Consider the following 22,433-nt stretch of genomic DNA (forward strand, 5'->3'; position numbering starts at 1 on the left):
CCGGGCGCCCGCTACGCCGAGATCGAGCGCTGCGGGCACTACGGCTACCTCGAACAGCCCGACGAGATCAATCGCGTTCTCGTCGGATTCCTCTCCGCCGCTTGATCACCCATCCCGATCGAGCAACCTGACTCCGGTTCAGGAGGGCTGGATCAGCTTGTCCGCCGCGGCTGCCGCGATGACTTCCGCCGCGGCGCTCAGTGCTGGGGAGTCGAGCTTCCACTGCTGCCAGTACAGCGGCACGTCGATGTGGGACCGGCCGTTGAGATTGACGAGAGTTCCTGCGGCCCTGTCTTTTTCGGTTTGCAGATCAGGCAGCATGCCCCAGCCCATGCCGAGCCGCACCGCATCGCCGAAGGCGTTGGAGGACGGCACGAAATGCGTCGGGGGATCGATCGGCCGGGACGACTGGCTGCGGACATGCCGGAATTGCAGGTCGTCCTTGCGGTCGAACTGGATCATCGGCACGTCCGCGTACGAACCGGGGCGCGCGCCGTCGGGGAACCAGTACTGCGCGAAATCGGGGGTCGCGAGTGGCTGGTACCGCATGGCGCCGAGCGGTTCGACCTTGCAGCCCTGCACCGGAGTCGCCGTCGCGGTGATCGCCGCCATCACCGTGCCGTCGCGGAGCAACCGGGTGGTGTGTTCCTCGTCCTCGCGGTGCAGTTCGAAGTAGATCCGGCCGCGCACCTTGGCCAGGGCGGGCATCACCCAGGTCTCCAGCGAATCGGCGTTGACGGCGATCGGAATCCTGGCGGGGCGGCCCGCGGGCCGATCGGTGTCGCCGAGTTCGCGGGCGGTGTCACCGGTGAGCAACTCGACCTGACGCGCCAGCCGCAACACCGCGAGCCCGGATTCGGTGGCGCGCACCGGTTTCGAGCGCTGCACCAGGATGCGGCCCGCCGATTCCTCCAGTGCCTTGATCCGCTGGCTGATCGCCGACGGGGTGACGTTCAATCGCCGCGCCGCTGCCTCGAAGGTGCCCTCGGTGAGTACCGCGTCGAGCGCGCGCAACTGGTCCAGTTGCAGATCCACGTAAGCAATTCTAATGGTAGTGAAGAATCATTAGCTGGCCTGAAAATTGATGGTCTCTTAACGTCGAAAGACGTGACGGCATCTTCCGCGGCACTGGCCGCCCTCTCCGGATTGGGCTTCGGGCTCTCCCTCATCGTGGCGATCGGCGCGCAGAACGCCTTCGTGCTGCGTCAAGGCGTGCGCGGTCAGCACGTGCTGCCGGTGATCGCGGTCTGTGCCGTCTCTGACATCGTGCTGATCGCGGCGGGGGTGGCGGGCTTCGGGACCGTCGTCGAGGCGGTGCCCGCCCTCCTGACCGTCGCCCGGTACGCGGGCGCGGCCTTCCTGATCGGGTACGCGGTGCTGGCGATGCGACGTGCGATGAGTTCGTCGGCGCTGATCGCCGAAGCCGCGGGCGCCTCGGTGGCCGTCGGCGCCTCGGTGCTCACCTGCCTGGCCCTGACCTGGCTCAATCCGCACGTGTACCTGGACACGGTCGTGCTGCTCGGTTCTTTCGCGAGCACCTACGCGAGTCCGGATCGCTGGTTCCTTGCCGCGGGCGCGATGGTCGCCAGTGTCGTCTGGTTCCTGGCGCTGGGTTACGGCGCGCGGCGCCTGGGACCGCTGTTCGAGCGTCCTGCCGCATGGCGCGTTCTCGATTCGCTGATCGCGGTGATCATGCTTGCGCTGGCGGTCGGCCTCGTCGTCTCCTGACAGTGCCCGCTCAGGACTCGGCGGCCCACGGTTTGAAGGGTGGTTTCACCCAGAGCAGCTTCTCGTCCGCGTGCGTGCGCACCGCGGCGGCGTGGTCGGGGTTGCGGGCCGCCCAGGCGTCCTTCTGGTCGAGCAGGTCCGCGACCGCCTGCCAGGTCTCGCCGGTGCTGGGGGGATTGGTGTCGGCGGCCCTGGCCAGTTTGCGCAGGGTGGACGCGGGCAGGTCGAGGAGTTCGGCACCGCGGATATCGCGGGACCAGGCGTAGCCGGCCAGACGGCGGGCCTTGGTGGCCCGGCTCGCGGTGGCCGCGTCGGAATGCGCGTGATCGGGTGCCTGATCGGCGCTGTCTGGCACGGGTCGATTCTACGACGAACGCCCGCGCTCCGGTCGGCGGTGACCGGGGCGCGGGCGTTGACCCGTCAGGAGGCTCAGTAGGCGCTGTTGACGTTGTCCATCGAGCCGTAGCGGTGCGCGGCGTAGTTGCAGGCCGCGACGATGTTGGAAACCGGGTTCCAGACGTCGAACGGGGTGCCCTCGACGTGGTACGCGGCGAAGGTCGGGTCGATCACCTGGAGCAGGCCCTTGGAGGGGATGCCCATCGCGGCGTTGGAGTCCCACAGGTTGATCGCCTGGGGGTTACCGGTCGACTCGCGCATGATGTTGCGGTGGATGCCCTCGTAGCTGCCGGGGATGCCCTTGGCGGCCATGATGTCGAGGGCCTCACGGATCCAGCCGTCGAGGTTGTCCGCGTACACCGGCGGGGCGGGAGCGGGCTCGGGCATCGGGGCCGGGGCGGCCTCGGGAGCAGGCGCGGGGGCGGGAGCGGGAGCGGCCTCCGGCGCGGGGGCCGGGGCGGGGATCGCCTCGATGGCGGGGGCGGGGGCGGCGGCGACGGCGGGGATGCTCGCCGCCTGCTCGACGACCATGGCTGCACGCTCGGGCACGCTGTCGTCGGCGAAGGAGACGGCGGAGGACGCGGCTACGGCGACCAGACCGACCGCGGCGACCGCCACGGTGAACGCCTCACGGCGCGAACGACGGCCGATAACGGTGCTGAGCTTGTCTTTGTTGAGCATGGCTTTTCTGTTCCTTCATCTCTGTCTGGCGACGCAGGCCCTGGTAGGGGCTCGGTGGATCGCGCAGCGCGCGCAGCGGCGCACGCCGGTCAGGCGATGTGTTGTTTCTGTCTGTATGGGAATGTGCGACGCTGTCGGGGTCGGACTCGCTCGATGGCGGTCCGCGCGTCGCACGGTGCTCCACAGCTGGCTGCGGGGAGACCACGCGCTGTTCGGTTCTCGTGCTCCGGAAGTTGGATACCTCGGGGCTAACCAAACCGCAGGTCTGTTTGTGACCTGATTGCAGAATGGTCACGACGGGTTAACACAAGGTGAACGGAATCTGAACGGCAAACGCTGACGATCTTGGTTGCTTCCCCGGGCAGTTGCAGAATCGTTATCTATGCAGGGGGTTTGCCGCTGTTTCGGGTGTGCCGCGCGTCACAGAAAAAGTTTGCCCAAATCTGGTTTCACGATCATTTGCGCAGCTCCAGCGTGTCCGGATCGGGACTGCGGTGGCGTACCGCGGCGCTGTCCAGGTCGGTTTGATAACGACATCGTGACCGTTGTCGAACGTGAAGACCTGACGCAGAAAGACCGCATCCCGGCAGTTTCGGTAACTGCCGGGATGCGGTCTGTTGTGCGCCATCAGGGACTCGAACCCCGAACCCGCTGATTAAGAGTCAGCTGCTCTGCCAATTGAGCTAATGGCGCTTGGTTTGCTCGGATCGCGACTCTAGGAGAGAGCCTCTCGGCTTCTCCGTTCGCCCCGCTCTCCGGTGCGGAACAAACATTAACAGGCTTGGGGCCGGAAAGTGAAATCGGGCTCTGACCAGCGACAATGCGAGCCTGTTCGAGTTGTTAACGATCGGGGGGCCGACGCGTATCTAACGATTGTGACTTGGTCGTGTCGCGGGGGGCTATCCCGTTGGTCACGACCGGGCGGGCTGGCAGAATGGCGGGACGACGATCTCGGTCGCCCCCGTCGACGCGGATGGCACGAACGATAGGCGTCGGTGGGATCTGCGGCGCACACACGTGATTGCGTCGGTACGGAAACGGGGTTGACATGGGTATGAAGCGGGGGCGACCTCGGTCGCTGCGGACGATCGTTCCGGTGGCACTGCTTGCGGTGTTCGCGCTGGGGGCGTCGGCGTGCTCGGCGGCGGAGGGGGCTGGGGTCGAGGTCGCGATCGACCGCAACCCGATCACCGAGCTGATCAAGCCGAAGCTGGTGTCGACGATCAAGGACGGGCAGGTCGGTGTCTCGCCCGGCATGCCGATGGCTTTCCAGGTCGAGGACGGCAAGTTCACCGAGGTCACGCTCACGAACAAGGAAGGCCGTCCGGTCTCCGGGCAGCTGGCCGGCGACGGCCGCTCCTGGGCGACCACCGAGGTGCTCGGCTACGGCAAGACCTACAACCTGACGGCGTCGGCGATCGGTCTCGGCGGGGTGAACTCGTCGACCCTGAGCTTCACCACGAGCTCGCCGAACAGCCAGACCAAGCCCTACCTGCTTCCCGGCGAGGGCGAGGTGGTCGGCATCGGCCAGCCGGTGGCCATCCAGTTCGACGAGAACATCCCCGATCGGCGGGCCGCGCAGGACGCCATCAAGATCACCACCGAACCCGCGGTCGAGGGCGCCTTCTACTGGGTGAACAATCGCGAAGTGCGGTGGCGGCCGGAGAATTTCTGGGCGCCGGGCACCAAGGTGACCATCGACGTGAACGTCTACGGCAAGGACCTCGGCAAGGGGCTCTACGGCCAGGACAACATCCACTCGTTCTTCACCGTCGGTGACGCGCAGATCTTCACCGCCGACGACAACACCCACCAGGTGACGGTGGAGCGCAACGGCCAGGTGATCATGACGATGCCGACCTCGATGGGCAAGGACAGCACGCCCACCGACAACGGCATCTACATCGTCAGCGACCGGCACGAGAAGATCATCATGGACTCCTCGACCTACGGCGTCTCGGTGAGCTCGCCGGACGGCTACCGCACTCCGGTCGACTACGCGACGCGAATCTCCTACAGCGGCATCTTCTTCCACTCGGCGCCGTGGTCGATCGGGCAGCAGGGCTACTCCAACGCCAGCCACGGCTGCCTGAACCTGAGCCCGGCGAACGCGCGCTGGGTGTACGAGAACGCCAAGCGTGGTGACATCACGATCATCAAGAACACTGTCGGCGGCACCCTGTCCGGTGTCGACGGTCTGGGCGACTGGAACATTCCGTGGCCGGAATGGAAGGCGGGCAACGCCGACGCTGCCTGATCAGCGCGCCTGATTCGCGCGTTTCATCCGCATAAAAAGCAAAGGGCCACCGGAACATCCGGTGGCCCTTTGCTTTTGAACGGTGGTTCAGGCGGGTGTCGGCAGGTCGCTGCAGTCCATCATTGCCTCGCCCGCGACAGCCAGTGCGCTGCCGAGTGCGCCGCACAGGATGCGTCCGCCGAACAGCAGCCGGTCCAGATTGGGCAGGCCGGCCGAGCCGGTGCCGGAGGATCCGGTGGTCTCGACGCCGGTGGTGGAGCCGCTCTGCGCCGAGCCGGACTCGGGCTGTTCGGTCGGCAGGCCGAAATCGCCGGTGGCCGTCGGCGCGGCGGCGACATACGGGGACAGGGGCAGGCCGGGCGACTCGGCCGCCGCGGTCCCCGCGATCGGGCCGAGCGCGGTGGCGGCCGCGAGGGCCGCGACGACGGTGGAACGCTTCATCAAGGGGTCTTTCCGGTCGAACTCTGACGAGATATGCCCCACATCTGGGCAGTGGTCCAGAGTGTAGCGGGCAAACGTGACGTTCGTCATGGCTCTGGCCGCCTGCGAGCTACGCCGTGGCGGCGAGCCCGTGATCGTCGCCGTGGAGTTCGGCCGAGATGCTGACGCCGGGGTCGCCGACGACGACCCGCCGGGCCCCGCAGCGGCACCGTTGATAGGCGATGAGGCCCTCGCTCGTCCGGTGGCAGGACTCGATCCGCCAGGTGTGCGTGATGTGGCTGTTCATGCTTCGAGTCTGTTGTAATGGCATTGTGCATTACAACCATTACGGACGGGAGCCGGTGCAGCTCGGGGTCGACCTGCTCAACGAACCGTGTGGGAGCGCCGCGGAGCTGGGGCGGCGCTGTGCGGCGGCGGGACTGGTGCTGTCCTGTGCGCCGACGGCCGCCGATCTGGCGTCGGTGACGGCGTTTCTGGCGCGCTGGCGGCGAGTGGTGGCGTGCGGCGCGGATCGGACCGAACGCGCGGCGCTGCTCAACGCGCTGCTGGCCGAGTACGCGTCGGCGCCCCGCCTGACCGATCACGCGGGTGACGGTTGGCACCTGCATTTCCGTGACCCGGGGGTACCGACCGATCGCCAGATCGCCGCGCTGATCACCGTCGGCAGCGCGCTGCACCTGACCGGGCTGGGCATGGACCGGCTCGGCGAGTGCGCGGCCGAGGGGTGCGCGCGGGTGTATGCCGACACCTCGCGCAATGGCAGGCAGCGTTTCTGTAGCCCCGCCTGTGCGAACCGGTCGGCCGTGCGCAGGCACCGGGCCGGCCGCGCCGCCGGGTGACAGTTCCGGCCCGGCGCCAGGCTTGGCGCATTGCCGGGTGACGGGCCGATGTCACCCGGCGCCGGGAGGGTCGTGTCGCCGGGCCGGTGTCACTCCAGCACAGGGAAATTGGCGCGCAGGACGTTGTGCGGGTCGCGTGCCCGCTTGATCTGGCGGAGCCGGGTCAGCGTCGCCGGGTCGAATGCCGCGCTCGCCGATTCGCCGGGCGCGAGGAAGGTGTAGGGCTTGGCGCCGGTGATGTGCGGGCCGAGTCCGTCCAGGATCGTGGCGAAACCGGCGGTGACGTCATCGATCAGGTGCGGCAGGCCGAGACCGAGCAGGTAGAGGGCGTAGGGCTCGGTGACCTTTCCGCGCGCGCCGTCGTCCGGGCCGCTCCGGGCCAGCGCGCCGCCGAGGCCGCGGATCTGGATGTTGAGCAGCGGGGCCACCGGTGCGTCGATGATCGTCTTCACGACCGCGTCGCCGAGATCGGTGAGCAGTTCGCCGCGCGACAGGGACGGGCTCGGATCGGTGGGCTCGGCCGTGATGGTGCCGATCTGGTCCGGCGTCATGGCGCCACGGGTGTCGGCGAGTGTGCCGGGGAGGGTATCGAGGATGCGGGTCAGGGCACGGCCTTCGGCCGGGTCGCCGAGGTAGGCGAAGTCGATGGCGACCGTCGGCGCCGCGCCGGGCAGCTGATAGCGCTGCAACCACACCGACAGCTCGGCGGGCGCATCGGTGGTGAGCGCGGTGAACATCTCGAACACCGCGCGGGTCTGCTCGGCGGGCCAGCTCACCCGGCCGCCGTAGAGCTGGGGCAGCTCGACGAGGTCGAACTCGAGGGCGGTGACGATCCCGAAGTCGCCGCCACCGCCACGCAGCGCCCAGAACAGTTCGGGATCGGATTCCGCGGTCACCCTGGTTCGTTCGCCCGCGGCGTCGACGAGATCGATCGCGCGGACCGCGTTCGCCGCCCAGCCGTGCGCGCGGGCCAGCCAGCCGAACCCGCCGCCCAGGGTGTATCCGGTCACACCGACGACAGGGTTGCTGCCCGCCAGGCCGGACAGGCCGTGCGCGGCGGCCGCGGATTGCACCCGTCCCCACTGGGAGCCGGAACCGACGCGCGCCAGGCGCCGGTCGGGGTCGATCGTGATGCTGTCGAGCTTGCCGGTGCGGATGAGGACGGCGTCTTCGATGTCGCCGGTCGCGCCGTGGCCGGTCGGCTGGGTCACCACCGTGCGACCGGCGCGGCGGGCGTAGCGCACGACGCCGGCGATGTCGTCGGCGTCGGCGACCTCGACGACGGCGGCGACCGACTGGGTCACCGCCACGTTCCACGGCCGGGCCGCCTGTTCGAAGCCCTGGTCGCCCGGCAGGAACACCGTCCCGCGGACGGCGCCGCGCAGTTCGTCGATACCCATGGCCGAATCCTCATTTCTCTCGGTTGTCTACCGAGTCGACGACGGAGGACCGGCGACTGTGACATCCATGCCAGTCCCGGTGAAACGCAGAAGGACCGGTCCTCGCGGACCGGTCCTTCTGTTCGGGGTGACTGACGGGACTCGAACCCGCGACAGCCAGGATCACAACCTGGTGCTCTACCAACTGAACTACAGTCACCATTGCCGGTTATTCACCGGCGCGGTAAATACTAGCTTGTCTCAGCCCCCAAGCCCTAATCCGCTGGTCGGGGGCTTGATCCGGTCACGTCGATGGCCTCGGTGACGGCTTCGGCGACGGCCGCGATCTCCGTGGTGGAGGGTCCGGGCAGCGGCACGAACGCGGTGCGGCGGTAGTACTCGAGCTCGCGGATGGATTCCTTGATATCGGCCAGGGCGCGGTGCGCGAGGCCCTTCTCCGGCTGGCCGAAGTAGATCCGCGGGTACCAGCGCCGGCACAGCTCCTTGATCGAGCTGACGTCGACCATCCGGTAGTGCAGGTGCTCGTCGAGTTCGGGCATGTCGCGGGCGATGAAGCCGCGGTCGGTGGCGATCGAGTTACCGCACAGCGGCACCGTGCGCGCGGTGGGCGCGTATTGGCGGATGTAGTCGAGCACTTCGGCCTGCGCCTGCTCGAGGGTCACGGTGGAACGCCGAACCTCTTCGGTGAGACCGGATTTCGCGTGCATGTCGGCAACGACAGGTGGCATGCAGGCGAGTGCGGCGTCGTCGGCGTGGATGACGATGTCGACACCGTCACCGAGGATGTTCAGGTCGCTGTCGGTCACGAGCGCGGCGATCTCGATCAGCTTGTCGCTGTCGAGACGGAGCCCCGTCATCTCGCAATCCATCCAGACCAAGAGTTTGTCGGACACCTGAGCCACCCTAACGGGCGATACAGTTTGCTTGGAATTCCCCGCAGACGTTTCGAGCATTTCTTGCGTACGGCAGTGATGACCAGACGGAGGACGCGCGAATGACCACTCCCCAGGAGAAGGCGGCAGCGGCACGCAAGGCGGCCGAGGAGGCCGCGCGGGTCGCCGCCGAAGCGGCCGCGGCAGCGGAAGCGGCCGAACAGGAAGCCGCCGCCGCGGGCACCGAACCAGCTGCGGCAGCCGGCGAGGCCGGGGAGATCGCGGCGGGTTACGCGTTCGACGGACCGGCGCTCGAGCTCGGCACGGTGATGGTCGACGGTGCGGCGGATCCCGCGGCGCGCGTGCGCATTCCGCTGCGGATGATGAACCGGCACGGACTCGTCGCCGGCGCCACCGGCACCGGCAAGACCAAGACGCTGCAGGGCATCGCCGAACAGCTGTCCCGCGCGGGCGTTCCCGTGGTGATGGCCGACGTGAAGGGCGACCTGTCGGGGCTGAGCGAACCGGGCGAGGACAACGAGAAGATCCGCAGCCGCGCCGCCGAGACCGGCGCGAGCGACTGGGCGCCGAGTGGTTTCCCCACCGAGTTCGTGTCGCTCGGCACCGGTGGCATCGGCGTGCCGATCCGGGCGACGATCACCTCGTTCGGCCCGATCCTGCTCAGCAAGGTGCTCGGCCTCAACGACACACAGGAATCCACGCTCGGGCTCATCTTCCACTGGGCCGACCAGCGTGGCCTCGCACTGCTGGATCTGAAGGATCTGCGCGCGGTGATCACCCATCTCACCAGCCCAGAGGGCAAGGAAGATCTCAAGGGCATCGGCGGTGTCTCGGCGCAGACCGCGGGCGTGATCCTGCGCGCCCTGGTGAATCTGGAGGCCGAGGGCGGCGACACGTTCTTCGGCGAACCCGAACTCGACCCGGCCGATCTGCTGCGCACCGCGGGCGGGCAGGGCGTGATCACGCTGTTCGAGCTCGGCCAGCAGGCGGCGCGGCCGGTGCTGTTCTCCACCTTCCTGATGTGGGTGCTCGCAGACCTGTTCCAGACGCTGCCCGAGGTCGGTGACGTCGACAAGCCGAAGCTGATCTTCATCTTCGACGAGGCGCATCTGCTGTTCGCCGACGCGTCCAAGGCGTTCCTGCAGCAGGTCGAGCAGACGGTGAAGCTGATCCGGTCCAAGGGCGTCGGCGTGTTCTTCTGCACCCAGTTGCCCACCGACATCCCGAATCCGGTGCTGTCCCAGCTCGGCGCCCGGATCCAGCACGCGCTGCGCGCCTTCACCCCCGACGATCAGAAGGCGCTGTCGAAGACGGTGCGGACCTATCCGAAGTCGACGGTCTACGACCTGGAGGAGGCGCTGACCTCGCTGGGCACCGGTGAGGCGATCGTCACCGTGCTCTCGGAGAAGGGCGCGCCGACACCGGTCGCCTGGACCAAGATCGCGCCGCCGCGCTCGCTGATGGACACCATCGGCGACGACACCATCAAGTCCAAGGCGCTGTCGAGCGCCCTGCAGGGCAAGTACGGGCAGAGCATCGACCGGGAGTCGGCCTACGAGATGTTGCTGGCCAGTGTGGCCGCGGCCGCGCCGACGCCCGAGATGCCGCAGGCGCCGGGCCGCTCGCAGGCACCGCAGGAAGAGGACTCGGCGGCCGAGCGGATCATGAAGAACCCGGCGGTGAAAAGCTTCCTGCGCTCAGCAGCGAGCGCCGCCGGTCGCGAGATCAGTCGCAGTATCTTCGGCACCCGGCGGCGCTAGCGGAGTCCGGCTCAGCTGCTGCCGAACCAGCCCCAGGGGAACCAGTTGTTCCAGCCGTAGCCGCCGTAGCCGCCGCCGTGGCCGCGGTCACAGCGGTCATAGCCACGGCCGTACCAGTCGTTGTCACAGCGGTAGTTGCGGTCGCAGTTGTAGTCACAGCGGTAGTTGCGGTCGCAGCGGTCGTAGCCGTAGCCGCGGTTCCAGTCGTTGCACCGTCCGCGGTCGGTCTGTACCAGGTCGGGGACGGCGGCGGGCAGGGCGAGTGCTGGGGTCGCCGTTGCCAGCGGGAAGGTGACTGCCACACCGGCAATCGCCATGCTCATGAGTAGCCGGCGCACGCCGACCTCACGCGTTCTGTAGATCTTCATGGCTGCCTTTTCCGGCGCGCTCGTCATCGGACTCGGCGCGCCGTCTGTCGAGTTGGGTTGATTTTCCCCGACTTATCTGATACTAGGCGCGCGACGGTGCCGCCACCAGACCGGTGGCGGCGGAAATCCCCCCTTATTCGGCGAGTTCGCGCATCAGCAGATCGGCGGTCGTTTCCCGGCGCAGCAACTGAGTGGCACGGCCGTCGGCGACGGCGACGATCGGCGGCCTGCCGACGGTGCGGTAGGTCGAGGCCAGCCCGTGGTGGTAGGCGCCGGTGCACGGCACGGCGATGACTTCCCCCGGGCGCAGATCCGCGGGCAGACGCACACCGGTGGCGATGAGCTGCCCGGATTCGCTGTGCCTGCCCGCGATGGACGCGGTCAGCTGCGCGCCGATCGGGTGCCGGTTGACCACGACAGCGCCGCCGTGACCGCCGCCCTGGCCGCAGCCGCCGCCGTCGACGATCACCCTGGTCCCACCGTCGGCGGTCTCGGTGACGGCCAGCACCCGATACAGGGTGACGCCGGCCCTGGCGACGATCGCCCGCCCGGGTTCCATGGTGAGCGCGGGGCGGGGGAAGCGGTGCCGCGCGCAGGCCGCGTCCAGTGCGTCGTCGAGGATGTCGGCGAGCTCGGGCAGGTTGAGCTCGGCGTCACCGCTGCGGTAGGCCACCGCGTGCCCGCCGCCGATGTCGAGATGGGTGAGCAGCAGGCCGTATTCGTTGTCGATCCAGGCCATCTCGCCGATCATCCGGCGGATCGCCTCGCCGTAGTGGTCGGGGTTGTGGATCTGCGCGCCGAGATGGCAATGCAGTCCGATGAGCTGCAGGTTCGGCTGGGTGGCGATCCTGGCGACGGCGGTCTCGAACGAATCGCCGCGGAGCGGGAAACCGAACTGGGGGCCGCCGGGCACCTCGATGCCGGGCTCGACGCGCAGCAGCACCTGCTGCGGTGCGGTCGCCAGCGCGGCGAGCAAGGTGATCTCGGTGAGCGAGCCGATCACGATGCGGCCGACGCCGCAGGCCACGGCGGACTGCAGTTCGTCGAAGGTCTTGCCGTTGCCGTGCAGCACGATCCGGCGCGGTTCGATGCCGGCGGCCAGCGCCACCGACAGTTCGCCCGCGGACCCGACCTGCACGGACAGGCCTTCGTCGGCGACCCAGCGCGCCACCGCGCCGACCATCAACGCGGTGCCCGCGTAGACGATCTCGGCGTCGGGAAAGTACTTGCGGTAGGCGCGGCAGCGTTCGCGCACCTCGGCTTCGTCGACCACGTGGACCGGAGTGCCGAACTGGTCGGCGAGATCGGCGAGCGCCACCGCGCCGAGGGTGATCCGGCCGTCGTGGTCGTAGTGGGTGTCGGCCGGCCAGACCGCGGGGTCGAGCCGCGGCACGGTGGTCGCACGCAACGACGGGAAGATGTCGAGCAACGTCACGGTGGTCTCCTGGGGACGCCCCCGCGCTCCGATTGCGGGGCCGATTCCAGGACTACGCCGCTCGCGGGCCGCTGAACTCGTTGTTTACGGGTCCTTGACCACCTGGACGACGTTCCTGACGGGTTGCTGACGTGGCGGCCCGCCAGGAGGGTGTCAGCTGCCCAGCTTCTTGTAGAACGCGCCCGCGATCGGGGCGGTCACCGCGCGCGGGCCGTAGTTGCCCGCGACGCTCATGCCCTTGCTGATCAGGCCGGGCACGATGCGCATCTTGTTGCGGGCCAGCGCGTCGATGGAGACCTTGGCGGTGTATTCCGAGGAGACCCAGAGGAAATCGGGGACCATCTTGTCGACGATCGACTCGTCCTCGGGCGCCGGGGTTTCGGTGCGCACCGGACCGGGCGCCAGCAGAGTGACATTGACGCCGCTGCCCTTGAGCTCGCCGCGCAGCGACTCGGAGAAGGTGTTCGCGAACGCCTTCGACGCCGCGTAGGTGGCGTTGTTCGGGATCGGCATGTTGCCCGCGGCCGAGCCGCTGATCAGGATGCCGCCCGCTTTGCGCTCGATCATGCCCGGCAGCACGGCCAGGGTCAGGTCGTGCACGGCGGTGGCGTTGAGTTCCATCTGCATACGCTCGTAGGCGAAGTCCAGCTCGGCCACCGGGCCGAAGGTGGCGATGCCCGCGTTGTTGCACAGGATCGCGATATCGCGCACCGCGAGTTCGTCGACCAGGCCGGCCCGCTGCGTGCGATCGGCGAGGTCGACCGCGCGCACCTCGGCGGTGATCCCGTGCGCCAGCGTCAGCCGCTGGGCCAGTTCGGTGAGGATCTCACCGCGCCGGGCGACCAGGATCAGCGAGTAACCGCGCCCGGCCAGTTCGGCGGCCAGTGCGGTGCCGATGCCGGAGGACGCGCCGGTGACGACGGCACGATTGTCTGCAGTGGGGGAGGGCAAGCTCACACGGGGAGCTTAGGGGATCGGCGTCGACCGGGCGGTGGCCACGTCGGGCGGCCGGTGCGACGCGAGCGGGGCGGGTCGTCCGCGGAGGTCGCGAGATCCGGTCGCCGGGCCCATAGGCTGAGAGCTGTCATGACGACCGACGCACCAACCAGCCGGGCCGACCGGGAGGCGCCGCTGCCGCTCACCACCGAGCCGCCGCGCACCTTCGGGTTCACCGACCAGCCCGCCTTCTGGACCACGGCCCCTGGCATCGGCGGACCTCGACCGACCCGAGCGTGCCTGTCGTGACCGACCCGCAGGTGTTCGGGATGGGTGATGAGCCGACGGCCGCGCCCACTTGGCCTTCGCCGACCGAGGACGAGATCGCCAGGGCTGTCGCCGCGACCTGGGGCGGACCCGAGCCCGCCGAGATCGAATGGCGCAGCGCGCGTCCGCTGTCCTCGACGGTGGGCGTGCGATTGAGCGACGGCGCGCGGGTTGTCGTGAAGCGCCTGCCGCTGCGGCTGCGTGACCAGGCGGCGCTCGCCGAGGAACACCGGTTCATGGCGCATCTGCGCAACGCGGGCATTCCGGTGCCCGAAGTGCGGTCCGCCGTGGGTAATTGGGCCACACCATCCGGTCTAACGCGGGAACCTGCCGGGCACGTAGGCGACGCCGACGACTCGTCGCCGGACACAGAGGCGCCGGGAGCCGCTGCTCGAGCACCGGAAGCCGCCCACATACGGTGGCGAGCCACCACCGTGCTCCCGCAGGGGATGGCCGGGTATGCCGCGGCGCAGGGCGGGGCTGCTGCAGCTGATCGAGTGTCCGACGGCTTCGTTTACGAAGTGCACCGTGCGGGTCTGGGGGAGGACCGGTACCGTGCCGACTTCTCCTGGACGCCGTACCGCGACCCGGGTGACGTCACTGCGGCCGGGATGATGCTGGCCCGATTGCACCTGGCTGCAACAGGTTTCGAAGCGCCTGTCCGCCCCGCGCGTCCCCTGGTGGCCAGTCTGCACGGCGACAGCGTCGCAGGCGCCTTCGAATGGCACATCGCCCACCGGCCGGCCGTCGCACGGTTCCTCGCCGACCGCGAGTGGCGTGCCGAAATCCCTGATCTGCGCGTCGATCTCACCGTCGTCGCCCCGCTGTGGACGCACGGTGACTGGCACCCGACCAATCTGCTGTGGGAATCCGACGAGGTGACCTCGGTGTTCGATTTCGGCCTCGCCGACCGGACCACCGCCATCTTCGACCTCGCCACCGCCATCGAACGCGTTGCGGTGGACTGGGTTTCGCTCCGTGACGGCGGACCGGCGCACGTCCGCGAGGATCAGGTGCGCGCGCTGATCCAGGGGTACCGATCGGTGCGCTCGCTGTCCGGCGCCGAACAAAACCTGCTCGCCGACCTGCTTCCACTCGTGCACATCGGCTACGAGCTCTCCGAGATCGACTACTTCCTGACCATCGCCGCCGAATCACGCAACGCCGAGATCGCTTACCAGGATTGGCTACTCGGTCACCTGTCCTGGTTCCGGACACCGGCCGGACAGGAGCTGCGCGCCCTCGTCCGCGATGTGGCCGCCGAATAGCTCACCTGAGCGCGGCGCGGCCGTTGGTGCTGATCCGCGGTTCGGCCACCGAGGCATCGTCCGGCCCCGGTACAGAACACCGCCCCGCGCACCGGATGCGAGTTCGGTGTGCGGGGCGGTGCGACGATCGTCCGTCGCGTCGGACGACCGGGTTCGGGGATTACAGGCGCGCCGCCAGGCGGGTGCCCTGGTCGATGGCCCGCTTCGCGTCGAGTTCGGCGGCCAGGTCGGCGCCGCCGATCAGATGCAGGTCGACGCCGGCCGCGCGCAGCGGCTCCTCGAGTTCGCGCACCGATTCCTGGCCGGCGCAGACGATCACATTGTCGACCTCGATGACGCGGGGCTTCTCGCGCTTCTCACCGAAGCTGATGTGCAGGCCTGCGTCGTCGATGCGCTCGTAGTTCACGCCGCCGACCTGCTCGACACCCTTGGCCTTGAGCGCGGCGCGATGCACCCAGCCGGAGGTCTTGCCGAGGTCCTTGCCGAACGGGGTCGACTTGCGCTGCAGCAGCACGACGTCGCGGGCGGCGGGGGAGGGCTTGGGCTCCTTGAGCTGACCGCGGGCCTGCTCGTCCTCGGAGTCCACACCCCACTCCTCTTTCCACTCGTCGAGCTTGAGCGTGGGATGGCCGTCGACGGTGAGGTATTCGCTCACGTCGTAGCCGATGCCGCCCGCGCCGATCACCGCGACCTTCTTGCCGACCGGCTTTTCCTCCTTCACCAGCTCGGCGTAGGACAGCACCATCGGGTGGTCGATGCCGGGGATGTTGGGGATGCGCGGGCGCACACCGGTCGCCAGCACCACCGAGTCGTACTTGCCCGCGATGAGTTCGTCGGCGCCGACCCGCTTTTCGAGGTGCAGGGTGACGCCGGTGAGCTCGATCTTGCGGCGGAAGTAGCGGATCGACTCGTCGAACTCCTCCTTGCCGGGGATGCGGCGGGCGATGTCGAACTGGCCGCCGATCTTGTCGTCGGCCTCGAACAGGTCGACGTGATGGCCGCGCTCGGCGAGGCTGACCGCGGCCGAGAGCCCGGCCGGACCGGCGCCGACCACCGCGAAGCGCTTGGCGCGCCGCGTCGGCAGCAATTGCAGTGTGGTCTCGCTCCCCGCGCGCGGGTTGACCAGGCACGACACCTTCTTGTTGCCGAAGGCGTGATCGAGGCAGGCCTGGTTGCAGGCGATGCAGGTGTTGATCTCGTCGGTACGGTCACCCTCGGCCTTGTTGGCCCATTCCGGATCGGCCAGCAGCGGGCGGGCCAGCGAGATCAGCGCCGCGTCACCGCGGGTGAGGATCTCCTCGGCGATCTCGGGCATGTTGATCCGGTTCGACGCGCAGACCGGGATGTTCACCTTGCGGGCGATCTTGGCGGTGAACTCGACGAACGCCGCGCGCGGCACCGAGGTGACGATGGTGGGCACCCGCGCTTCGTGCCAGCCGATGTCGGTGTTGAGGATGTCGACGCCCGCGGCCTCCAATTCCTGGGCCAGGGCGATGATCTCCTCGAAGGTCTGGCCCTTCTCCACCAGTTCGGCCATCGACAGCCGGAACACGATGATGAAGTCGGGGCCGACCTTGGCGCGGATGCGCTTGGCGATCTCGACGGGCAGCCTGCGCCGGTTCTCCGGCGTGCCACCCCATTTGTCGGTGCGCTTGTTCACCCGCGGCGCGAGGAACTGGTTGATGAAATAGCCCTCACCACCCATGATCTCGCAGCCGTCGTAGCCGGCGAACTTGGCCAGCTCGGCACAGCGGGCGTAGTCGTCGATGGTGTTCTCGACGCCCTTGCCCGACAGCGCGCGCGGCTTGAACGGGTTGATCGCCGACTTGATCGCCGAGGCCGAAACACTGGTCGGCATATAGGAATAGCGACCGGCGTGCAGGATCTGGATGGCGATCTTGCCGCCCTCGGCGTGCACCGCCTTGGTGATCCTGCGGTGGCGGTAGGCCTCGGTCTTGGTGGTCAGCTTGCCGCCGAACGGGAGCAGCCAGCCGGTCCGGTTGGGGGCGTAACCACCGGTGATGATCAGGCCGACACCGCCGCGGGCGCGCTCGGCGAAGTAGGCCGCCAGCTTGTTGGTGTCCCAGGCGCGGTCCTCCAGGCCGGTGTGCATGGAGCCCATGACCACACGGTTGCGCAGGGTGGTGTGGCCGAGGTCGAGTGGCTCGAACAGGTGGGGGTAGGCAGTCATGGGCGGTCGTCACCTTTTCGCGGTCGCAGGGCCTGCAGTACTTCGTCGCACCATTCGACGTAGCCGGACTCCGCGCGGATGCCCGCGCGCAGCACCAGATACTGGTGCAGAGCGGCGCCGGAGAGCTGGTCCGGTGCCGGGAAGAATTTCTTTTCGCTGAGCCGGTACTCGTCGAGTCGCTGCGCGTGCTGGGCGCGGTGGCGGGCCACCTCGGCGCAGACGGCGTCGATATCGCCGTACGCGGCGCCACGGATCTTCACGCCGAGCTCGTCGTGGGACGGGCTGGACTCGGTGGGTTCGGCGATCCAGCGGGCCAGTTCGGTATGGCCGGCGGGGGCGACCGAGTACACCTTCTTGTCGGGTTTTCCCTGCTGAGTCACCGATTCCACGGTCACCCAGCCGGAATCCTCCATACGCTTGAGTACCCGGTAGATCTGCTGGTGGGTGGCACTCCAGAAATAGCCGATCGACTTGTCGAATCGGCGAGCGAGTTCATAGCCCGAGCCGGCCCGTTCGCTGAGCGAGACCAGCAGCGCGTGCTCCAGTGCCATGGGACGAGGATATCCGGAACGCGCGGTACTATGCAACCAGGTTCATATGAATTGGCGCGTGCCGAAACGCCGATGTGTCCTGCCCGGCGCCGCGATCCCCATTACGCTTCGGCCATGACCGAGGTGAACGCGTCCGAGACCGTCGGCGAGGCGGCCGGACGCGGGCAGGTGCTGGCGTGGGGGCTGTGGGACTGGGGGTCGTCGGCGTTCCAGGCCGTCACCCTGACCTTCGTGTTCTCGGTGTATCTCACCGACAAGGTCGGCGACGACCTGCCGGGCGAGACGCCGGCCAGCGCCTGGCTGGGCTGGGCGCTGGCCGCCGCCGGCCTGGTCGTCGCGCTGACGGCGCCGGTCTGCGGGCAGTACTTCGATGCCGTCGGCTCCCGGAAACGGGCGCTGGCGACCTTGACGGCGCTCACCGTCGGCGCGATGTCGCTGATGTTCTTCGTCCGCGACGACTACCACGACCTCTGGTTCGGGCTTGCCCTGCTGGCCTTCGCCTCGGCGGTGTTCGAGCTGGCCGGGGTGCCCTACAACGCCATGATGCGACAGGTGTCGACTCCGGCCACGGTCGGCCGGGTCTCCGGATTCGGCTGGGCGATGGGCTATTTCGGCGGCATCGTGCTGCTGCTGATCTGCTATGTGGGGTTCCTGGCGGGTGACGGCGATACCCGTGGTGTGCTCGGGATGCCCACCGATCAGGGCCTCAATGTCCGGCTGGCCATCGTGCTCGCCGCGGTCTGGTTCACGGTGTTCGCGCTGCCGGTGCTGTTCGCGGTGCCCGAACTACCGCGCACCACGGCCGATCCCGGCGCGGCGCGGGCCGGTTTCCTCGGTTCCTACCGCGTGCTGTGGCGTGATGTGCGGGAACTGTGGGCGCAGGACCGGCACACGGTGTGGTTCCTGCTCGCCAGCGCGGTGTTCCGCGACGGGCTGGCCGGGGTGTTCACCTTCGGCGCGGTGCTCGCGGTGCAGGTGTACGGGTTCGCCGACGCCGATGTGCTGCTGTTCGGCATCGCCGCCAATGTCGTCGCGGGCGCGGCGGCGATCACGGCGGGGCGCTTCGACGACCGGCTCGGGCCCAAGCGGGTGATCGTGGCCTCGCTGGTCGGGATGATCCTGTGCGGGCTGGTGCTGCTCGTGGTGTCCGGCACGCTGATGTTCTGGATCTTCGGGCTCGCGCTCACCGTGTTCGTCGGGCCCGCGCAGGCCTCGGCGCGCTCGTTCCTGGCGCGTCTGGCGCCGCCGGGACGCGAGGGTCAGCTGTTCGGGCTGTACACCACGACCGGACGGGCGGTGTCGTTCCTCGCGCCCGCGCTGTTCGGCCTGTTCGTCGCGGTCTTCCACAATGACCGGGCCGGGATCGCCGGGTTGCTCGTCGTCCTGCTCGCGGGATTGCTCGTGTTGCTGCCGGTGCGCGCGCCCGCGACCGTCGCGGCCTAGTGGTACTTCACCAGGTTCGCGCGCTCCGCATTGTGTGTACGCCCGTACTCTGAAATACCCGCTGTGCCGGATGTGGGACGTGCTACACCATGGACCGCATGTGGCGACAGCAGCGGAAATACCCCTCAGTCAGCGGCTTTGGGAATCCAGCCGCCGATGCCCAAGGAGATCAGGCGCATCTGCATGACCGTGCGCGCGACCACCGCAGCCTCCTCGCGCGGCGAGGCGGCGACGTAGGCGGCGATGCCGTCGGTGACCGTGGTGACCAGTAGGTCGGCCGCGATCTCGAGCTCGGTCGTGCTCCAGTTGTCCAGCGCGCGCAACCGGGACAGATCGGCCACGATCTCGCGCACGATCAGCTGCATCTCCATCGCGATCGCCTGGCGCAGCGGGGCTGGCCCGCCGTGGCGTTCGCGGATGAGGAAGCCGAACAGCGCGCGCTTGGCCCGTACCTGCTCGAAGACGAAGCGCACGGTATCGACCAGATGCGCGTCCGGCTTGCGCCTGACCTCGCGCAATGCCAACCGCAGCGCCGTCACGCCCTCGTCGACCAGCGTGGCGCCGAGATCGTCGAGCGAGGCGAAATGGCGATAGAACGCGGTCGGCACGATGCCGGCCGAGCGGGCGATCTCCCGCAGGCTCAGCGCCGCGAATCCGCGGTCGGCGGCCAGCGTCAGGGTGCCTTCGAGGAGGGCCGCACGGGTGTGCGCCTTGCGCTCGTTGCGGGTTCCTGCCTGCTCAGTCACATCGGTGAGCATACATCCGTTCACCATAGTCGCTTCCCTGGATATGTTGCCCGCCTCACATCTTTGCCGGTTGACAGCGGGATGGGTCCATCCGGCACACTGGTGAGTGTACAGGCGTGCACTGAAATATGAATCGCATGCCGCAGGACTTCCGCAGAGGGGCAAGACGCATGGTGGGACTGATCGACCTGGTGCAGACGTTGACGACGCCGCACCCGCTGGACCGGTACCTGGAGCTGGTCAGCCCCGCGCTCACCGCGCGGGAACTGCGCGCCGAGGTCACCCATGTCTCGCATGCGGTGCCCGGCTCGGTGACGCTGACCCTGCGTGCCTCCCGGCAGTGGCGCGGCCACACCGCGGGCCAGTACGTGCAGATCGGCGTCTCGATCAACGGCGTGCGGCACACCCGCTGCTACTCGCCGATCGATCCGGAGAGCCGGGGCGACCGATTCATCCAGCTCACCGTCCGTGCGCATCCGGGCGGGCTGGTGTCGAACTACCTGCACGAGCACGCCAGGCCCGGCATGGTCGTCGACCTGGCTCCCGCCGCGGGCGTTTTCGCGCTGCCCGAGCGCAGGCCGGACAAGGTGCTGCTGGTCAGCGGTGGCAGTGGCATCACGCCGGTGCTGTCGATGCTGCGGACCCTCGACGCCGAGGGATACACCGGCGACGTGACCTTCCTGCACTACGCCCGTCAGCCCGAGCTGGTGCCGCACCGTGCCGAGCTGACCGCGATCGCGAACCGCCGCCCCAACGTCCGGGTCGAATACCGCTACCCGGTGGAGCCGGGCACGGTCGTCGACGGCGAAACCTCCGCCGGCAGTGGCTTCTTCGACTACGACGAGCTCGAGCGGGTGGCCCCCTGGTTCGCCGACGCGCAGACCTTCGTCTGTGGTCCGCCGCCGCTGATGCGGGCGGTGCACACGATCTTCGAGGCCGAGAATCTCGCGGATCGAGTGCACAGCGAGGAGTTCACGCTCACCACCGTCCCGGCCGACCCGGCCGAGGCCACCGGCACCATCACCTTCTCCGGCAGCGACGTCGCCGCCGGTAACACCGGAGCATCGCTGCTCGAACAGGCCGAATCGGCGGGCCTGACCCCGGAATACGGCTGCCGCATGGGGATCTGCTTCTCCTGCACCGCGACCAAGGTCTCCGGCTGCACCCGCAACCTGCGCACCGGCGAACTCGACGCCGACCCCGACAAGCAGATCCAGATCTGCGTGAACACGGCCGTCGGCGACGTCGACATCGCCCTCTAGAAAGGAACCCTTCCATGACGATCCTCACCGAAGGCAAAGACGGCCCGGTCATCCTGACCCCGGAGCAGGTCGAGGAGCTCGGCCAGGCGCTCGACGAACTGCGCGCCCGCGTCGAGGCCGACCTCGGCGAACGCGACCGCGACTACATCTACAAGATCATCAAGACCCAGCGCGGCTTCGAGCTCGCCGGCCGCGGTCTGATGTACCTGGGCTTCCTGCCGCCGTTCTGGCTGGCGGGCGTGGCGGCGCTCGGTGTGTCGAAGATCCTCGACAACATGGAGATCGGCCACAACGTCATGCACGGTCAGTACGACTGGATGCGTGAGCGCGGCATCAACTCCCGCGAATTCGACTGGGACACGGTCTGCCCGGCCGACCAGTGGAAGCACTCGCACAACTACATGCACCACACCTACACCAACGTCCACGACATGGACCGCGACATCGGGTACGGCATCCTGCGCATCGACGAGGGCCAGAAGTGGAACCCCTACTACCTGGGCAACCCGATCTACGCCTTCCTGCTGATGGTGCTGTTCGAGTGGGGTGTGATGGTGCACGACCTCGAGGCCGACAACATCATCAAGGGCAAGCGCAAGTGGTCCGACCTCAAGCCGCTGCTCAAGGGGCAGGGCAAGAAGGCGGGCAAGCAGGTCCTCAAGGACTACGTGGTCTTCCCCGCGCTGACCGGCCCGCTGTTCCTGCACACCCTGGCGGGCAACGCCGCGGCCAACCTGGTGCGCAACCTGTGGACCTTCTCGATCATCTTCTGCGGTCACTTCCCGGCTGGTGTACAGACGTTCACCAAGGAGGAGACCGAGGTCGAGACCCGCGGTGAGTGGTACGTCCGGCAGATGCTCGGCTCGGCCAACATCAAGGGCTCCAAGCTGTTCCACATCATGTCGGGCAACCTGTCGCACCAGATCGAGCACCACCTGTTCCCGGACATCCCGGCCAACCGGTACCCGGAGATGGCGCCCGAGGTGAAGGCGCTGGCCGAGAAGTACGGCCTGCCCTACAACACCGGCCGTTTCGCCAAGCAGATCGGCTCGGTCTGGGCCAAGATCTTCCTGCTGTCGGTGCCGGATCGCTTCGTCAAGAGGGCACCCACCCCCGGTGTTATCGTTGTGCGTAATCGGAAGGCAACCGAAGTGGGCGTGTAAATGATCGGCAAATTCGAAAGCAACAAAGATCTCGTCCAGGAATTGACCTCATCCGGTGCCAGGCACGTCGGCAATATCGCCACGCTGATCACCGGGGCGGTCGCCGAGGTCGCGCGCGAGATCGGCGAGTTCGTCACCGACGCGATCGAGATGAACGAGGCCGCCGCGGCCGCCCGCCGGGACGCCGAACAGCAGCGAGACGACGAGCGCGCCTACGGCGAGTTCGTCGAGGCCGAGGATCCGGTCGCCCCGGCGGGCGACGACGCCGCCGCGGCCACCGTGTTCGTCGAGGCCGAGGTCACCGAGTCGGTCGACGCCGAGCCGGCTCCGGGCGACAAGAACTGAGCG

23 protein-coding genes, 2 tRNA genes and 1 pseudogene are annotated in these 22,433 nt (G+C 68.3%); 11 read left to right on the top strand and 15 right to left on the bottom strand.

Annotated elements, in window-relative coordinates:
- Window positions 1-105: pseudogene (locus ACFVAV_RS04665) on the top strand (alpha/beta hydrolase); the annotation flags it as partial.
- A gap of 33 nt (window positions 106-138) precedes the next feature.
- On the opposite strand, the gene ACFVAV_RS04670 reads toward ACFVAV_RS04665, so the two are convergent.
- The gene (locus tag ACFVAV_RS04670) at window positions 139-1,035 is read right to left on the bottom strand and encodes a LysR family transcriptional regulator ArgP (protein WP_379030013.1); all 897 of its coding nucleotides are present in this window, start codon (window positions 1,033-1,035) and stop codon (window positions 139-141) included.
- A 72-nt stretch (window positions 1,036-1,107) separates the two neighbouring features.
- Between ACFVAV_RS04670 and ACFVAV_RS04675 the strand changes: the two genes are divergently transcribed.
- Complete coding sequence (locus tag ACFVAV_RS04675) at window positions 1,108-1,728, top strand: LysE/ArgO family amino acid transporter (protein ID WP_379030016.1); 621 nt, start codon at window positions 1,108-1,110, stop codon at window positions 1,726-1,728.
- 10 nt (window positions 1,729-1,738) lie between these two features.
- Here ACFVAV_RS04675 and ACFVAV_RS04680 read toward each other — a convergent pair whose 3' ends face one another.
- The 3 genes from ACFVAV_RS04680 to ACFVAV_RS04690 form a co-directional block, all read right to left on the bottom strand.
- Window positions 1,739-2,083 carry a hypothetical protein gene (locus ACFVAV_RS04680; RefSeq protein WP_379030019.1) on the bottom strand — a complete coding sequence of 115 codons (345 nt, stop codon included), beginning with the start codon at window positions 2,081-2,083 and terminating at the stop codon, window positions 1,739-1,741.
- Window positions 2,084-2,157: 74 nt separating this feature from the next.
- The gene (locus ACFVAV_RS04685; protein WP_379030022.1) at window positions 2,158-2,805 is read right to left on the bottom strand and encodes a transglycosylase SLT domain-containing protein; all 648 of its coding nucleotides are present in this window, start codon (window positions 2,803-2,805) and stop codon (window positions 2,158-2,160) included.
- 620 nt (window positions 2,806-3,425) lie between these two features.
- Window positions 3,426-3,498: transfer RNA gene (locus tag ACFVAV_RS04690), tRNA-Lys, on the bottom strand.
- A gap of 355 nt (window positions 3,499-3,853) precedes the next feature.
- Between ACFVAV_RS04690 and ACFVAV_RS04695 the strand changes: the two genes are divergently transcribed.
- On the top strand, window positions 3,854-5,062 hold the full coding sequence (locus ACFVAV_RS04695; RefSeq protein WP_379030024.1) for an Ig-like domain-containing protein: 1,209 nt from the start codon (window positions 3,854-3,856) through the stop codon (window positions 5,060-5,062).
- An 87-nt stretch (window positions 5,063-5,149) separates the two neighbouring features.
- Here the strand turns inward: ACFVAV_RS04695 and ACFVAV_RS04700 are convergent, their stop codons facing one another.
- A complete protein-coding gene (locus ACFVAV_RS04700) occupies window positions 5,150-5,503 on the bottom strand; it encodes a hypothetical protein (protein WP_379030027.1) in 354 nt (117 codons plus the stop codon).
- 109 nt (window positions 5,504-5,612) lie between these two features.
- Window positions 5,613-5,789 (bottom strand): hypothetical protein, encoded by a 177-nt coding sequence (locus ACFVAV_RS04705; protein ID WP_379030030.1) that lies wholly within the window; start codon window positions 5,787-5,789, stop codon window positions 5,613-5,615.
- Between the two features lie 25 nt (window positions 5,790-5,814).
- Between ACFVAV_RS04705 and ACFVAV_RS04710 the strand changes: the two genes are divergently transcribed.
- Window positions 5,815-6,342: a CGNR zinc finger domain-containing protein gene (locus tag ACFVAV_RS04710; protein WP_379030033.1), complete on the top strand. Its 528-nt coding sequence runs from the start codon at window positions 5,815-5,817 to the stop codon at window positions 6,340-6,342.
- An 89-nt stretch (window positions 6,343-6,431) separates the two neighbouring features.
- Here ACFVAV_RS04710 and ACFVAV_RS04715 read toward each other — a convergent pair whose 3' ends face one another.
- The 3 genes from ACFVAV_RS04715 to orn form a co-directional block, all read right to left on the bottom strand.
- On the bottom strand, window positions 6,432-7,742 hold the full coding sequence (locus tag ACFVAV_RS04715) for an FAD-binding oxidoreductase (protein ID WP_379030036.1): 1,311 nt from the start codon (window positions 7,740-7,742) through the stop codon (window positions 6,432-6,434).
- A gap of 126 nt (window positions 7,743-7,868) precedes the next feature.
- A tRNA-His gene (locus ACFVAV_RS04720) sits at window positions 7,869-7,941 on the bottom strand.
- A 55-nt stretch (window positions 7,942-7,996) separates the two neighbouring features.
- Complete coding sequence (gene orn / locus ACFVAV_RS04725) at window positions 7,997-8,635, bottom strand: oligoribonuclease (protein ID WP_379030038.1); 639 nt, start codon at window positions 8,633-8,635, stop codon at window positions 7,997-7,999.
- A 101-nt stretch (window positions 8,636-8,736) separates the two neighbouring features.
- On the opposite strand from orn, the gene ACFVAV_RS04730 reads away from it, so the two are divergent.
- The gene (locus ACFVAV_RS04730) at window positions 8,737-10,395 is read left to right on the top strand and encodes a helicase HerA-like domain-containing protein (protein WP_379030041.1); all 1,659 of its coding nucleotides are present in this window, start codon (window positions 8,737-8,739) and stop codon (window positions 10,393-10,395) included.
- A gap of 11 nt (window positions 10,396-10,406) precedes the next feature.
- Here ACFVAV_RS04730 and ACFVAV_RS04735 read toward each other — a convergent pair whose 3' ends face one another.
- The 3 genes from ACFVAV_RS04735 to cmrA all read right to left on the bottom strand — a co-directional run bounded on the left by ACFVAV_RS04735 (window position 10,407) and on the right by cmrA (window position 13,155).
- Window positions 10,407-10,763 (bottom strand): hypothetical protein, encoded by a 357-nt coding sequence (locus ACFVAV_RS04735; protein ID WP_379030044.1) that lies wholly within the window; start codon window positions 10,761-10,763, stop codon window positions 10,407-10,409.
- Between the two features lie 133 nt (window positions 10,764-10,896).
- A complete protein-coding gene (locus ACFVAV_RS04740; protein ID WP_379030047.1) occupies window positions 10,897-12,198 on the bottom strand; it encodes a diaminopimelate decarboxylase family protein in 1,302 nt (433 codons plus the stop codon).
- Window positions 12,199-12,351: 153 nt separating this feature from the next.
- Entirely contained in the window at window positions 12,352-13,155 is an 804-nt protein-coding gene (gene cmrA, locus ACFVAV_RS04745) for a mycolate reductase (protein WP_379030050.1), read from the bottom strand.
- 129 nt (window positions 13,156-13,284) lie between these two features.
- Here cmrA and ACFVAV_RS04750 point away from each other — a divergent pair, with 129 nt between their 5' ends.
- On the top strand, window positions 13,285-13,443 hold the full coding sequence (locus ACFVAV_RS04750; RefSeq protein WP_379030053.1) for a hypothetical protein: 159 nt from the start codon (window positions 13,285-13,287) through the stop codon (window positions 13,441-13,443).
- Window positions 13,440-14,729, top strand: coding sequence for a phosphotransferase enzyme family protein (locus ACFVAV_RS04755; protein WP_379030055.1), 1,290 nt, complete (start codon window positions 13,440-13,442; stop codon window positions 14,727-14,729). Before ACFVAV_RS04750 ends, ACFVAV_RS04755 begins: the two co-directional genes overlap by 4 nt.
- 160 nt (window positions 14,730-14,889) lie before the next feature.
- Here ACFVAV_RS04755 and ACFVAV_RS04760 read toward each other — a convergent pair whose 3' ends face one another.
- Both ACFVAV_RS04760 and ACFVAV_RS04765 read right to left on the bottom strand, forming a co-directional pair.
- On the bottom strand, window positions 14,890-16,920 hold the full coding sequence (locus ACFVAV_RS04760; RefSeq protein ID WP_379030058.1) for an FAD-dependent oxidoreductase: 2,031 nt from the start codon (window positions 16,918-16,920) through the stop codon (window positions 14,890-14,892).
- Window positions 16,917-17,471, bottom strand: a complete 555-nt coding sequence (locus ACFVAV_RS04765) for a PadR family transcriptional regulator (protein ID WP_379030061.1) — start codon at window positions 17,469-17,471, stop codon at window positions 16,917-16,919. The genes ACFVAV_RS04760 and ACFVAV_RS04765 overlap by 4 nt, the downstream gene beginning before the upstream one ends.
- A 114-nt stretch (window positions 17,472-17,585) precedes the next feature.
- Here ACFVAV_RS04765 and ACFVAV_RS04770 point away from each other — a divergent pair, with 114 nt between their 5' ends.
- The gene (locus ACFVAV_RS04770) at window positions 17,586-18,914 is read left to right on the top strand and encodes an MFS transporter (protein ID WP_379030064.1); all 1,329 of its coding nucleotides are present in this window, start codon (window positions 17,586-17,588) and stop codon (window positions 18,912-18,914) included.
- 125 nt (window positions 18,915-19,039) lie between these two features.
- Here the strand turns inward: ACFVAV_RS04770 and ACFVAV_RS04775 are convergent, their stop codons facing one another.
- On the bottom strand, window positions 19,040-19,687 hold the full coding sequence (locus ACFVAV_RS04775; RefSeq protein ID WP_379030067.1) for a TetR family transcriptional regulator: 648 nt from the start codon (window positions 19,685-19,687) through the stop codon (window positions 19,040-19,042).
- A 143-nt stretch (window positions 19,688-19,830) separates the two neighbouring features.
- Between ACFVAV_RS04775 and ACFVAV_RS04780 the strand changes: the two genes are divergently transcribed.
- From ACFVAV_RS04780 to ACFVAV_RS04790, 3 genes are read left to right on the top strand one after another with little or no spacing between them, the layout of a single operon-like run.
- The gene (locus tag ACFVAV_RS04780; protein ID WP_379030070.1) at window positions 19,831-20,922 is read left to right on the top strand and encodes a ferredoxin reductase; all 1,092 of its coding nucleotides are present in this window, start codon (window positions 19,831-19,833) and stop codon (window positions 20,920-20,922) included.
- A gap of 14 nt (window positions 20,923-20,936) precedes the next feature.
- A complete protein-coding gene (locus ACFVAV_RS04785) occupies window positions 20,937-22,085 on the top strand; it encodes a fatty acid desaturase family protein (protein ID WP_379030073.1) in 1,149 nt (382 codons plus the stop codon).
- Window positions 22,086-22,430 carry a hypothetical protein gene (locus ACFVAV_RS04790; RefSeq protein WP_379030076.1) on the top strand — a complete coding sequence of 115 codons (345 nt, stop codon included), beginning with the start codon at window positions 22,086-22,088 and terminating at the stop codon, window positions 22,428-22,430. It abuts the gene before it with no gap.
- The last annotated feature ends 3 nt before the right edge of the window (window positions 22,431-22,433 follow it).

Source organism: Nocardia sp. NPDC057663 (assembly GCF_042799895.1).
Lineage (GTDB): Bacteria > Actinomycetota > Actinomycetes > Mycobacteriales > Mycobacteriaceae > Nocardia.